The organism is Bacillus sp. RHFS10 (genome assembly GCF_016757475.1).
In the GTDB taxonomy this organism is placed as follows: Bacteria; Bacillota; Bacilli; order Bacillales; family Bacillaceae; genus Bacillus; species Bacillus subtilis_G.
In genome coordinates this window covers 611,583-625,323 of sequence record NZ_JAESPO010000001.1, presented here as the reverse complement: position 1 = coordinate 625,323, position 13,741 = coordinate 611,583, and the positions used below count along the sequence as shown (strand labels likewise).

Below are 13,741 nucleotides of genomic sequence, written 5' to 3'. Positions count from 1 at the left end.
GATAACTTGTTGCCTGTATAGAGAATTGCTTCAAATTATAAATAATACCCAAAAGCTGTGAAAACATTGATTTTCAAGCTTTCCTTTTACCCTTTACTGCGTCAATACACGTTGACACTCTATTGAGAATATGTTAAATTATCAGATATTTAGTTTGTCAATTTAGGAGGAAATCTAACGATGTTTCGAGTATTGGTCTCAGACAAAATGAGCAACGACGGCTTACAGCCACTTATTGAATCAGACTTTATTGAAATCGTTCAAAAAAACGCAGCAGAAGCAGAGGATGAATTACATACTTTCGATGCTCTTTTGGTGCGAAGCGCAACAAAAGTAACAGAAGACCTTTTCAACAAAATGACTTCTTTAAAAATTGTCGGAAGAGCCGGTGTCGGTGTAGATAATATCGATATTGACGAGGCGACTAAACACGGCGTCATCGTAATTAACGCTCCAAACGGCAACACCATTTCGACAGCTGAGCATACATTTGCGATGATCTCTTCTTTAATGAGACACATTCCTCAGGCTAATATCTCCGTGAAATCCAGAGAGTGGAACCGCACGGCTTATGTCGGTTCAGAGCTTTACGGGAAAACGCTTGGGATTGTTGGATTAGGCCGCATTGGAAGCGAAATCGCACAGCGTGCGAGAGCGTTCGGTATGACCGTTCACGTTTTTGATCCTTTCTTAACTGAAGATAGAGCGAAAAAAATCGGTGTAAACAGCCGTACATTTGAAGAAGTTCTTGAAAGCGCAGATATTATTACTGTTCACACACCTTTAACAAAAGAAACAAAAGGCTTGTTGAATAAAGAAACGATTGCAAAAATGAAAAAAGGTGTTCGCTTAATTAACTGCGCACGAGGCGGTATTATCGATGAAGCTGCACTTCTCGAAGCTTTGGAAAGCGGGCATGTTGCCGGAGCGGCGCTTGACGTTTTTGAAGTTGAACCGCCTGTTGACAATAAACTCGTTGATCATCCATTAGTCATTGCAACTCCTCACTTGGGAGCATCGACTAAAGAAGCACAGCTGAATGTCGCGGCTCAAGTCTCAGAAGAAGTTCTGCAGTTCGCAAAAGGTCTTCCTGTCATGTCAGCTATCAACCTGCCAGCCATGACAAAAGATGAATTCGCTAAGATTAAGCCTTACCATCAAATCGCAGGAAAAATTGGCAGCCTAGTATCCCAATGCATGAAAGAGCCGGTACAGGATGTTGCCATTCAGTATGAAGGCACAATTGCTAAACTTGAAACATCGTTCATTACAAAAAGCCTTCTGTCAGGCTTTTTAAAACCGCGCGTTGACTCAACTGTTAACGAAGTCAATGCCGGCGGTGTCGCAAAAGAACGCGGCATCAGCTTCAGTGAAAAAATTTCCTCTTCTGAATCTGGATACGATAACTGCATCAGCGTAAAAGTAACGGGAGACCGCAGCACCTTTACTGTGACGGCTACGTATATCCCTCATTTCGGAGAACGTATTGTCGAGATCAACGGCTTTAATATCGATTTTTATCCGACAGGTCACTTGGTATATATCCAGCATCAGGATACAACAGGTGTCATCGGCCGAGTAGGACGTATTCTCGGAGATAACGATATTAACATTGCAACCATGCAGGTTGGCCGTAAAGAAAAAGGCGGAGAAGCCATCATGATGCTTTCCTTTGACAGACATTTGGAAGATAAAATCGTGAAGGAACTAACAGAAGTTCCCGATATTGTATCTGTTAAGCTCATTGATCTTCCATAAATCAAAAAAACTCAAGCTATATAGCTTGAGTTTTTTATTGTTTTATTTTCGTATGTTTTTGTGCAAAATGTCTAAGACACTCCTCAGCTCAGAAACAGGTATTTGACCAGGTGCCGAGGCCTCTTCTCCGGCGCCAAAAGTACAAGCTGATCCAAAAACCTCGCCGCTCAGTCTGCTGATCAGTCCTGTTGCAGCCATGGACATTGTAATGATTGGACGGTTTGCATATTTTGTTTTCATTGTATACGTTGCATCAAGCAGCGTTAAGAGATCTCCTGTATCATTCGGCATGACAGCCATTTTTGGAATATGCGCCCCTAAATCCTGCATTTTTCGAAGTCTCGAAAGAATTTCATCTTTCGCAGGCGTTTTCTCAAAATCATGATTTGACATCACCACATAGACATTATGTTCTTCTGCCAGCGATACTAACGCTTTCACATTTGCATCTCCTGAAAATAATTCAATGTCAATAAGATCGATGTCTTTTGTCTGGACTGCCGCTTCCAACAAGGCAATATATGAGCTTTCATCCATTTCCATACTGCCGCCTTCTTTATGGGTTCTGAAGGTAAATAGAAACAGCTTGTCAGCTACAGACTCCCGAAGCTTAGAAATCATCTGTGTGACAGCTTCTTTGTCGTTTGCTTTTTCAAATAGGTCGACTCGCCACTCCACAATGTCCGGATCCAGTAATTTTACAGCTTCTGCTTCGTTCAAAATTTGTTTTTCCGTTTTTCCCATCAACGGAATGATGATTTTCGGCATCCCTTCTCCGATGGAAACTCCTTTGATTGTTAACACGTTCACTCATCTCAAATCCTTTCAATCGTTACCTTGTTTTATTATACACGCACAACTATTTTTTGAAAATTTCTATTATATGAAAGGCAACTAAAAAAGACCCTGAGGGCCACTTTTAGTTTAAAGAGATGGGGTTTGGAGCAGCAGGTACCGGAATAGCACCTGATACGTCATACCTGCCGATTTTTTTTGTTCTGGTTTCCGTAAAGGTCACCTTTGTAAAACCAAATTCCTTTGCTGTTAAAAGAAGTCCTTCAAGCATTAAGATACCAGCAATAGAATCGTCAACTTTTGAGTCTTTTGAGAAGTGGATATATAAGTGTTTCTTTTTCTTCGTTACAGATTTGACAGCTCCCGCTTGAAAAAGAGGTGTTGTATCTTGTTGGTTGCTCGATTCCATTTCCTTAATCGCTTCTTTTACCGTATCAAATGTTTTTTCTGATGGTACGAGAAAGTCTTGTCCTTGTTTATTTCGGTACAAGTAGTAGGCTCTTTTCGACTGTTTGGGAATCGAAATTTCCGTAAAAGTGCCATATGAGCCAATACGGATGCCACCATCGTTTTGATCCGATAAAAATTTGATTTTTTCATAAGGACTCCATTTTAAAGATTCTTTCAGCAATTTTTTTAACAGTGTATCATCTTTTACAGAAAAATCCTGAACCGGCTGATGGACTCGTATACTCAATTCCTTCTGGTTTGGTTTTTCCTTTACCTCTATTTCATCTATGAAGGATGGGATCGTAATGGCATGATCCAAAATACCCAGTTCACTACTTTCAAACAACATCTCCTGTATCGTTTGGTCTTCGTTTGTTTTTTTGATGCTAAGAGGTATAATTGCGGATGTTTCGGCATCAGCAATCGCTACAGTGATGTAATTGTTCTGTTCCTTTTCAGAAACAACATACGATGTCTGATCCAGGGATGATGCAGCCTTTGGGCTGTCTGCTGTCTCAGTTTTCGTCACAGCGTTCTCTTGGGACGCTTCTTTTTGTTGAGGTTGTGCCTGATCAAAAAATTGAGGAGAAATAATGAAGGCGATATAAACCGCAATTGCAGTGGCACACGCGGGGCCAATCCACCTAACAGCTGGCTTTTTTTTGATTTTTGCCATCGTCAGCCGCTTGTAAATATCTTGGGGCGAACGATGGTCTTTAACTGCCGGAAGTTGACTTAACAACTCCTTTATCTGCTCTTCGTTCCAATCTGACTTCATCATCCATTAGCTCCTCCCTCAAAAGCTCCATATGTTTCCGAAGTACTTTGAGCCCTCTGTGTTGGGTCGTTTTGACTTTGCTTTCCGAGAAGCGCAGAGCATTGGCTGTTTCCTGTATTGAATATCCCTGAATAAACCGCAAGATAATCACAGCTCTTTGATCGATCGTACATTGATCAAGCGCAGCATAAATTTCCCGGACATTTTCATTTTGAACCGCAAGTTCATCCGGAAGCAATTGCTGATCTCTGACATCCTGTGTATCCCAATCAAATGTGCCGAGTATACGCTGTCTGATCGTCTGCTGTTTACGGAACCAGTCTATCGCAACATGGCGCGCGACAGACAAAAGCCATGTTTTTTCACTGCTTCTTCCTTCAAACGTATGATAAGAATGTAATACCCGGATATAAACCTCCTGAAGAAGATCTTCAGCCTGGTTTTTATCCTTTACCATATAAAATAAAAACTGGTATAAATCTTGATGATAAGTATCATATAACAATTGAAAGGTTTCTTCCATTTGAAACCCCTCCGTTCACTTTTTTGTCGTATTAATAGCTTGAAAAGTTACATTACAACTATATTACGAGAAACTGGAATTTGGAAGGGAATTTATATTAACATATCCTTAAATTTTATTAATATTGGCTTTTAAAAAAACACCCGCTAAGATCAGCGGGTGTTTCTTATGGAACAAGATTCTTCGGCAAATTCAGACTCGATTTTATGGTTTTGTCGGAATATAAAATGTAAATGTCGTTCCTTTATCCATTCGGCTGTGCACCGTAATTGACCCGTTGTGGGCCTCCACGATATTTTTAACAATAGCCAGCCCAAGTCCGGTTCCTGCTCTGCCTCTAGTCCTCGCTTTATCTGCCTTATAGAACCGCTCAAAGATAAAAGGGAGATCTTCTTCCGGTATACCGGATCCAGAGTCTTTGATATCGATTTTCAATCCATCCTTCACAGAATGGACTTCAATAGAAACACTGCCGCCGGATGAAGTATGCCGCAGCGCGTTATCGACCAAATTGGTAAATACCTGCTCCATCTTGTCTTCATCAAACATAAATTCCTCTTCTATGAGAGAAACGTCTTGATGTAAAGCGATATTTTTTTCTTTAGCAACGCCGGAAAATTTCCGGATGATCTTCTCTAAAAATTCATTAACATTGATTTTTTCATAATGCAAGCCTGTATGGCCTGATTCCATTCGGGCTAAATCAAGCAGATCGTTGACTAAGCGGCCCATTCGCAGCGATTCATCATAAATGATTTGAGCAATTTCTTTTCGGTCTTCTTCAGAGCTTGCAATGTCATCGACAATCGCTTCACTGTATCCCTGAAGCATGGAAATCGGTGTTCTCAACTCATGACTGACATTTGCGATAAAATCCTCACGCAGCTTATCAAGGCGTCGTTCTTCCGTCATATCGCGCAGCACGGCAACCGCTCCTCTGACGTGCGCTTCCGCATAAAGCGGCGACATCAAAAGCACCCATGATCTGCCTTGCAGCGTCATTTCTATCATTTGTTCTTTTTCGGTGCTGACAGCGTTTTGGAACAGCTCTTTTGCTTCAGGCGGAAGATTATCCCCTTCTTTAATATTCATGTTCTGCTCATAATACCAAGCTTGAAGAAAACGTTCAGCCGGCGGGTTTGTCACAAGAATCGTACCGTCAATATTAATGGTAATGACCCCGTCAGCCATACTGCTCAAAATATTAGAAAGCTGCTCTTTTTCTTGATTGAGCGCATTAATATGAAAGTTAAGCTGCCGCCCCATTTGATTAAAAGCAGTTGCCAGTTCACCGATTTCATCCTGAGTTAAAATTGGGATTTTTGTATCAAACTTGCCCTTAGCCAAGTCCTGTGCGCCCTCTCTCATTTTGCGAAGCGGATACGTGACCCTGCTTGATAAGAAGAAAGCGAAAAACGTGGTCAGTACAATCGCAATCCCCGCGGCCAGAAAAATATAGCGGGTCGTGTGTTTTGTTGTATCTTTAACGGCAAGCAAAGACTGGGATAAAAAGACCATGCCTTTCTTTCCGTCTTTTTCATACGGGACACCTACAATCAGACGCTCATTATCCGTGTCTGTATCGCTCAGCCCCGATCGTTTGCTTACTTTTTTATGATCTTGGAGAGCTTGATTTAAGTCATTGTCATGCTGTATTTGCTCAACCGTAATAGACGACAGGCGATTTTTATCATTCGGAGAATACCAATACTGTTTCTCATCTTGAATGATTGCAATGCTTGTTAAGTTATCAGCGAGCTCCCAAGTGATTGATCTTGCCAGCGCCTGGTCCTCGTGATTTTCTAAGATGACAGCAACTTTATTCGCAAGCTGTGTTAAATCATTCTCGGCTTCTTCCACATGGTAATTTTCAATAAACTCCAACAAAAGAACCGTTAAAATAAATAATACGATCAAAACGAGTGAAAGGATCGTAAACCACAGCTTGCCTACTACGCTTTTCCAAAATTTCATTCAGCGCCTACCTCAAATTTATAGCCTACACCCCATACGGTGACAATTTTTTTCGCAGCTTCCGGGGATACCTTGTTCAGCTTCTCTCTCAGGCGTTTAACATGAGTGTCCACTGTCCGCAGATCACCAAAAAACTCATATTGCCACACTTCTTTGAGAAGCTTTTCCCGATCATACACTTTGTCAGGAGTTTTCGCTAAGAAGTGTAGGAGCTCATACTCTTTCGGCGTTAGGCTTACTTCTGTTCCCTCAGCCGTTACGCGGTGGGCATCATGGTCAATGGACAGATGTGAAAACACAAGCACATTTTTCGTCGGTGTATTGGCGTTGATATAAGAGGTTTGGGATGCTCTTCTCAAAAGGGCCTTTACCCGCAGCACGACTTCTCTCGGGCTGAACGGCTTGACAATATAATCATCTGTTCCCGCTTCAAACCCCTGCACCCGATTTGTTTCTTCTCCTTTTGCGGTCAGCATGATGATTGGTGTCGCTTTTTTTTCCCGAAGTTGCCGGCACACTTCAATTCCATCAGTCCCCGGCATCATCAGATCAAGCAAAATCAAGTCATAATTGGCTTCAAGTCCTTTGGCAATGGCTTCATCACCATTTTCCGCTTCGTCTATGACATAATTTTCACGTTCCAGATACATTCTTAAAAGGCGGCGAATTCTGGCTTCGTCATCAACTACTAATATTTTGGTTTCGTTCGTTTGGTCCATCGTTTTCCCCCTGCTTTCCTTCTGTTACTTTCATTTTATCAAATCGTGAGAAAGTTTGAGAACTGTGTCGCTTTCTTAGGACTAAGCATAAGAATGAAGTCCGGCAAGCACTAGATTTACGAATATTAAATTAAACATAATAATAGCAAAACCAATTACGGCCAGCCATGCTGACTTCTCACCGTGCCAGCCTCTTGACAGTCTTAAATGCAAATACGCGGCATAAAACAAAAAGGTGATCAGCGCCCATACTTCCTTCGGGTCCCAGCCCCAAAATCTGGTCCATGCGAGCTGAGCCCAAATCATTGCAAAGATCAGCGCGCCGAGCGTAAAGATCGGAAACCCGATTGATACGGCCCTGTACCCAACCTCATCCACCAGATCAAGATTGACGTTTTTCACAAGCGGATGTAAAAGGGCACTGATTCTTTTTCTGATAATCAGACGAAGCGCGCCGTACAAAACCAGCCCTGTGCCAAATGACCAAATGACAGTGTTCACCTTTCTGCCTGAGAAAAGAGCAGGAAGCTCAACAAGCGGCTCCATTTTTTCCTCGGTCAAAAGCTCTCCCTGATGCGGGCCGACAAGCGCAGGCATTTCGTACACCATCACGCTTTTTTCCTTATTTTTATCCACCCAGTTGAACTCCGCCTCATAGCCTGCAAGACGAAATGCTGATGTGATCAAAATAAAAGCGACGGTTGTGACGAGGATAAACATAATCGCTTCAAGCCAGAAGGTTTTTTTGCTGCGTTTTGTCTGGTCTACATGCTTCAAAAGAAAGATGACACCTGCGACAAAGCTGATGGCAAGTATAGCTTGCCCAAGCGCGGCCGTTGTTACGTGAATATACAGCCAATTGCTCTGCAGGGACGGAATTAATGGCGAGATATCCGTCGGAAACATGCTGGCGTATGCAATCAGCAATAAAGCGATTGACAGCGTAAACAAGCCTAATGAAGGCAATCTATAGATAAAATAAAGAATAATAAACGCTAAAACGAGCATCATGCCAAACGCGGTGGTGAATTCAAACATATTGCTGACAGGCGCATGGCCGCTGGCAGCCCACCTTGTGCTGAAATATCCAAGGTGGCAAAGAAAACCGATAATAGAAAGAGTGATTCCAATGTTTGCCCATCGGTTTGGCTTGCCCTTTTGATCTTTATTTCCTCGTATGGCCCCGCCGAAAATCGGGACAGCGATTAAATACACAAGAAAGGCCGCATAAAGAAAATTTCCGCTCAGCTCTGCCATGTCATCACTCCCTTTTCGCCTATTTCTGTGTTTTGATTCATTCTTTTTGGTCCGCCGGTTCAGTCAGTCCGGAATCAGCCAATACAAATGCTAAATCCTTCTTAAGGCCATACCAGTTTTTATTGGTATGCGCCGCCACCATAACTGCCCCGCCCTGTGAGCGCAGCCAGATTCTTCGGTGCTGCCAGTACATTCCTTGAATGACACCGATCATAAAAATAGCTCCGCCGACGGCAAGCACCCAAAGTGTCAGATCCTTTCTGACTGTAAGTCCGGTAATGCTTTTCGTTTCGACATGGTCAAATTTCAGCTTGTATTTATTGCTGCCGGAGCCTTCGATTGTTTCTTGGATGGCGACAAAGCTCTTTTCACCCTTCGGTTTGTCCGGTGTTATGACATTAAAGACAAAAGCCGGATTGTTAGGGAGCTTTGTTTTCGTGCTCGGTTCCCCGTCCTGATTAAAATAGAAGTCTGGCAGGTAGCTGGCTATTTCAATTTTGTAACCGTTGCCAAGATCATAAACCGAATCTGGATCCAAAAGGTTGATCTTCATGCTCCCAAAGGATTTTTTTGTTTTTTTGTCTATAAGCTGAAACACCATTTGATCAAGCTGATTCTCTTTATAATCCACCTGGTAAACGGAAAAAGAATCAAAACGCAGCGGCTGATTGACTCGGATATCCTCTTCTGATACTTTTTTCAGTTTTGGCTTCTCACCGTAAACAATTTTTCCTTCTCTCTTGTAGAGTACGGCATCTGTTTGAAAGTTCTTTGCCACTTTCCCGTCCCCGACTCTGTCAATGGCATCTGCGAATACCTTTTTTTCCGTTTTACTGTTATAGGTCTCTACGCTGAATTGATTGTTTTTTAAATAATATTTACCGTCTGTTCCCGGGATTGCCGCGGTCTCGCCTTCTCTGACCCAAAGCGTCTCATCAACGTACATGCCAGGCACAAATCTCAGCATCGCACCAATCAGAAAGATAATCAATCCAATGTGGTTGACATACGGGCCCCAGCGGGAAAAACGCCCTTTTTCGGCAAGGATGCTTCCCTCTTTTTCTCTGATTCTATAATGCTTTTTCTTTAAGAGAGCTACAACCTTTTCTTTTGCTTCCCCATCCAATCCAGTATCCGTTTCACTGAACAAGCGCTGCCTTCTTAAAAAAGCAGGACTCCTTTTGACACCTTGTTTCTTTAACGCCCTGTACAACGGAATGACCCGATCGAGGCTGCAAATCACGAGTGAAATGCCGATCGAGGCGATAAGCAGCAAATACCACCAAGAACCATATAAATGATGAAATCCGAGCAAATAATAAAGCTGACCAAATGTGCCGTACTGCTCTTTGTAATAAGTGTCAGCCTGTGCGCCCGGAGGCAAATAGGCTTCTTGGGGAAAAATGGTACCGAACGCTGATGCAGCAAGGGTTATCATGATAAGCCAGATTCCAACCTTAACCGAAGAAAAGAAATTCCAAATTTTATCAATAATTGTTTTGTTATAAGTTTGTGAACGCCTTGCGCTTCCGTCATATCTCATATCAGCAAGCGGAGGCTGAGTGACTTGGAGAGCTCTTCCGCACGATTCACATAGAACGGTTCCGACCGGGTTTACATGTCCGCATTCACATTTGACTTGCTTCATCCCGAAGTCTCTCCGGGTTTTATCAGATTCATATAATCATGGATCATGCTTTCTGTCATAGTGCCGGTCACCACCTTGACAACTTTTCCTTCCGGATTGATTAAAAAGGTTGTCGGAAGCGGAGATACGTCATAGGCATCAAGCACTTGGCGATCTGTATCCAGAACAACCGGGAAATTGACTCCGTAGGATTTCATAAAATTATGTACTGCTATCTTTGACTCCCCAACATTTACCGCGACAACTTCAATACCTTTGTCTTTAAAATGCTTATATTGGTTCGCCATATAAGGAAATTCTTTTTTGCACGGTTCACACCATGTACCCCAGAAATTCAAAAAAACACCTTTCCCTTTTAAATCACTGAGCTCGATACGCTTCCCATTCGTATCTTCAAGGACAAAATTCGGTGCGTCGGACCCTTCGGATATGCTCTCTTTGCCGGCAAATACAGCATTGTAAATCGTATAGCCAAGCGCGCAGATTAAAACGAGAAGGATGCCGGTCCGAATGAATAAACGCCTTTTTTTCTTCATTGTCCACTGCCCCCTTCCCCCTATTGCAGATCCATTCAATTATATCATTGCACATTCATTTCACATTTCTTACTTTTTGAAGGTTATGTGAAATTTAGAAAGCGTTTTTACCGTGCTCCGCCAGCGCTCTGAGTCTTTTGACTTCATGCGGCGTAAGTTCTCTGGCATCTCCCGTGTGCAAGCCTCGCAGGTTTAAAAACGCGTATTCTTCGCGCTTCAGCTTGATTACCTCATGCCCGATCGCTTCGAACATGCGGCGCACCTGTCTGTTGCGTCCTTCATGAATTGTCAGCTGAATAATGCTTGTCTGCTTTTTCTTATCCAAAGACAGAAGCTTCGCTTTAGCAGGCGCCGTTTTGCCTTCTTCCAGCATAATTCCGCGCTCCATCTTTCTGAGCAGCTCTTTAGGCGGAATGCCTTTCACCTTCGCCACGTATGTTTTGTCTATTTCATATTTAGGATGCATCAGCTTATTGGCAAACTCGCCGTCATTGGTTAAAAGCAAAAGACCGCTCGTATCATAATCCAAACGCCCGATCGGATAAATGCGCTGCGGGACTTCTTTAAAAAAGTCTGTCACGACTTTGCGTCCTTTGTCATCTTGGGCTGCAGAAATAACGCCTCTTGGTTTATATAAGAGAAAGTAAACCGGCTCCTCACGTTCAACCTTTAACCCGTTTACCTCAACCTGATCAGAACCGGTGACCTTAACACCAAGCTCTGTTACTACTTTGCCGTTCACCTTTACTTTTCCTTCTTTAATCAGCTCTTCTGCCTTTCTGCGCGATGCAAATCCGGCATGAGCAATCACTTTTTGCAGTCTTTCCATGTCTTTCACCTCAAGTATTATCTTACTTTTTTCGACCTGAACAAACAAGCTTTTTCAGACTGTATGCGCCCAATCTAAAAAAACGCCGTTTTCAGGCGCCCCCAAATAATAACGTAACGATGATGATAGATGCAACTACACCGATTAAATCAGCAAGAAGTCCCACCTTTAATGCATCACCCATTTTTTTAATGCCGACTGCCCCGAAGTACACAGTCAGCACATAAAGCGTTGTATCCGTTGACCCCTGCATAACGGATGCCAGTCTGCCAATGAAGGAGTCCGGCCCGTAAACTGCAATTATATCGGTTGTCATACCGAGTGCAGCCGTACCCGAGATCGGGCGGATCAGGGCAAGCGGAACCACCTCAGCGGGTATACCGATAGCGGAGAAAACCGGTTTTAATAGGTCCATTATAAAATCAAGCGCGCCTGATGATCTGAAAACAGTAATGGCGACAAGCATTCCGACTAAGTAGGGGATAATGGAAAAGGCGATCTCTATGCCTTCTTTTCCGCCTTCTACAAATGATTCATATGTGGGAACCTTTTTGATTGTTCCATAAAGAAGAATGCCGGCAATAATGATCGGAATCATGGCTAAAGACAGCCAATTAATGATTTCCATCCGCTCACCTTCCCTTCTTTTTGCGGCGGTAATAAAAATACCTGTCAATGATAATGGCGCCGATTCCAGAAATGAGGGTCGCCAAAATACTTGGTCCGACGATATCTGTCGGTGTTTTGGAGGAATAAGCCATTCGGACAGCGATTACGGTTGTCGGAATGAGAGTGATGCAGGACGTATTGACAGCTAAAAAAGTAATCATCGACCGGCTTGCTTCCGATCGGTTTCCATTCAGCTTTTTCATTTGCTCCATTGCTTTAATGCCCAGCGGAGTTGCCGCATTCCCAAGGCCGAAGAAGTTCGCCATGAGATTAGATAAAATGTAGCCCATCGCCGGGTGATCCGGAGGGATATCCGGGAACAGCTTAGATATAAAAGGCCTGCACATCCGGCTGAAAATATCCAAAAGCCCTGACTGCTCGGCTATTTTCATTAAGCCAAGCCAGAAAACAAGCACGCTCATCAGCCCGAATGAGATCGTAACGGCTTCCTTTGCCCCCTTAAACACAGCTTCATTTACATCTTGCAAGGTTCCGTTGCACATCGCAAAAACAAGTCCGATCACAGTTAAGCTGACCCATATTATATTGACCATTTTGCCCCGCCAGCCGCATTCAGAAAGATTGATTTGAACGTTTCAAAAAATTGTTTCTTCGGTTTTTGATTTCGTTCATTTTCATAATAGATCGGCACTTTTGCGATGGTTTCATCGTTAAACATGATCTTCATGTGCCCTACGATGTCGGGAATCTTTGAGGCGTCTTTTTCCCATGCTTTTTTCGGTTTAAGCAGCGTGGTTTGAATGTTGACCTCTTCTTTTTCCTCTTCGGTTAACAAATAGGTGATGTCCCGTTTAATAAAAGCCTTAGATTCATAAAATGTGCCATTCAGCTTTGGAATGTCCCCTTTTTTCGCGATTAAATAGGTTTGATAATGATTAAACACATAGTTAAACATTTTCATATGATCATCCCAATCGTCAGGATCATTGATGGTCACGGCTATCAGGTCAATGCTATCCTTTGTGGCTGTTGAGACCAGTGTCCGTTTTGCAAGTTTTGTATAGCCTGTTTTCCCTCCTGTGCTGTATCGATAAAGCATCGTCAGCAGTTTATTTTTGTTTTTCCAAACGCTTTCCATCGTTTCTGCTCTGTATACTTTTGTGCCTGAAATTTTTTGATAGTCTTTCAGCTTCATAGCGTATTTGGTTAAAATGGCCATATCAAAGGCTGTTGAATAATGGTTTTTGTGGTCGTCCAATCCGTGCGGGTTTTGAAAACGGGTATTCTCCATACCAAGCTGCTCGGCTTTTTGATTCATCATATAAACAAATCCATCAAGACTTCCGCCGACATGTTCAGCAATCGCAACAGCGGCGTCGTTTCCTGATCTCAGCATGAGGCCGTACACAAGATCTTTTAGTTTCACTTTTTGGCCTTCTGTTAAATAAATGGCAGAGCCTTCTGTTCTGACAGCATTTGCCGAAACCGTCACCGTTTCATCCATTTTGCCGGATTCGATGGCGAGAACAGCCGTCATGATTTTTGTGATGCTTGCAATCCGCCTTTTTTCATGCTCGCTCTTGGCAAATAACACTCTGCCTGACGCTCCATCAATGACAATCGCACTTTTTGCACTGACATCTATAGCAGCATGTGCTGTGTTCACATTTACATTTGCAAAAAGAAAAGAAATCATAACCATGAATACTGCTTTTTTGAAAATGCGCATGTTTGCTCACGTCCTTGTGGTGGTTTGTACAAGTTTATGCGCATGTCCACCAGTTATGAATACCAATTATAGATCTGCAGGCAAACATAAAAAAACTCTCCCTGAAAAAGGGAGA

The 13,741-nt window shown here is 42.9% G+C and carries 13 protein-coding genes; 1 reads left to right on the top strand and 12 read right to left on the bottom strand.

The annotated features are described in order from the left end of the window. Positions 1-180 precede the first annotated feature (180 nt). Positions 181-1,758, top strand: coding sequence for a phosphoglycerate dehydrogenase (gene serA, locus JMN17_RS03295; protein ID WP_087990570.1), 1,578 nt, complete (start codon positions 181-183; stop codon positions 1,756-1,758). Between the two features lie 42 nt (positions 1,759-1,800). On the opposite strand, the gene aroD is transcribed toward serA, so the two are convergent. The 12 genes from aroD to JMN17_RS03235 all read right to left on the bottom strand — a co-directional run bounded on the left by aroD (position 1,801) and on the right by JMN17_RS03235 (position 13,626). Continuing rightward, on the bottom strand, positions 1,801-2,568 hold the full coding sequence (aroD, locus tag JMN17_RS03290) for a type I 3-dehydroquinate dehydratase (protein WP_087990571.1): 768 nt from the start codon (positions 2,566-2,568) through the stop codon (positions 1,801-1,803). A gap of 109 nt (positions 2,569-2,677) precedes the next feature. Next, positions 2,678-3,784 carry a GerMN domain-containing protein gene (locus tag JMN17_RS03285; RefSeq protein WP_202327358.1) on the bottom strand — a complete coding sequence of 369 codons (1,107 nt, stop codon included), beginning with the start codon at positions 3,782-3,784 and terminating at the stop codon, positions 2,678-2,680. Continuing rightward, positions 3,720-4,304, bottom strand: a complete 585-nt coding sequence (gene sigX / locus JMN17_RS03280; RefSeq protein WP_202327357.1) for an RNA polymerase sigma factor SigX — start codon at positions 4,302-4,304, stop codon at positions 3,720-3,722. Before sigX ends, JMN17_RS03285 begins: the two co-directional genes overlap by 65 nt. Before the next feature lie 204 nt (positions 4,305-4,508). Next, positions 4,509-6,278, bottom strand: coding sequence for a sensor histidine kinase ResE (gene resE / locus JMN17_RS03275; protein WP_202327355.1), 1,770 nt, complete (start codon positions 6,276-6,278; stop codon positions 4,509-4,511). After that, complete coding sequence (gene resD / locus JMN17_RS03270; protein ID WP_087990574.1) at positions 6,275-6,997, bottom strand: DNA-binding response regulator ResD; 723 nt, start codon at positions 6,995-6,997, stop codon at positions 6,275-6,277. The genes resE and resD overlap by 4 nt, the downstream gene beginning before the upstream one ends. 81 nt (positions 6,998-7,078) lie before the next feature. Further along, on the bottom strand, positions 7,079-8,254 hold the full coding sequence (resC, locus tag JMN17_RS03265; RefSeq protein WP_202327353.1) for a cytochrome c biogenesis protein ResC: 1,176 nt from the start codon (positions 8,252-8,254) through the stop codon (positions 7,079-7,081). 37 nt (positions 8,255-8,291) lie between these two features. Further along, positions 8,292-9,902, bottom strand: coding sequence for a cytochrome c biogenesis protein ResB (resB, locus tag JMN17_RS03260; RefSeq protein ID WP_202327350.1), 1,611 nt, complete (start codon positions 9,900-9,902; stop codon positions 8,292-8,294). Further along, positions 9,899-10,438, bottom strand: coding sequence for a thiol-disulfide oxidoreductase ResA (gene resA, locus JMN17_RS03255; protein ID WP_087990577.1), 540 nt, complete (start codon positions 10,436-10,438; stop codon positions 9,899-9,901). Before resA ends, resB begins: the two co-directional genes overlap by 4 nt. A 94-nt stretch (positions 10,439-10,532) precedes the next feature. Then, positions 10,533-11,267 (bottom strand): 23S rRNA pseudouridine(2605) synthase RluB, encoded by a 735-nt coding sequence (gene rluB, locus JMN17_RS03250; RefSeq protein ID WP_087990578.1) that lies wholly within the window; start codon positions 11,265-11,267, stop codon positions 10,533-10,535. A gap of 91 nt (positions 11,268-11,358) precedes the next feature. Next, positions 11,359-11,895: a spore maturation protein SpmB gene (gene spmB / locus JMN17_RS03245; protein ID WP_087990579.1), complete on the bottom strand. Its 537-nt coding sequence runs from the start codon at positions 11,893-11,895 to the stop codon at positions 11,359-11,361. Between the two features lie 4 nt (positions 11,896-11,899). Continuing rightward, entirely contained in the window at positions 11,900-12,490 is a 591-nt protein-coding gene (gene spmA, locus JMN17_RS03240) for a spore maturation protein SpmA (RefSeq protein WP_024121904.1), read from the bottom strand. Further along, positions 12,478-13,626 carry a D-alanyl-D-alanine carboxypeptidase family protein gene (locus JMN17_RS03235; protein WP_202327348.1) on the bottom strand — a complete coding sequence of 383 codons (1,149 nt, stop codon included), beginning with the start codon at positions 13,624-13,626 and terminating at the stop codon, positions 12,478-12,480. The genes spmA and JMN17_RS03235 overlap by 13 nt, the downstream gene beginning before the upstream one ends. Positions 13,627-13,741 lie beyond the last annotated feature (115 nt).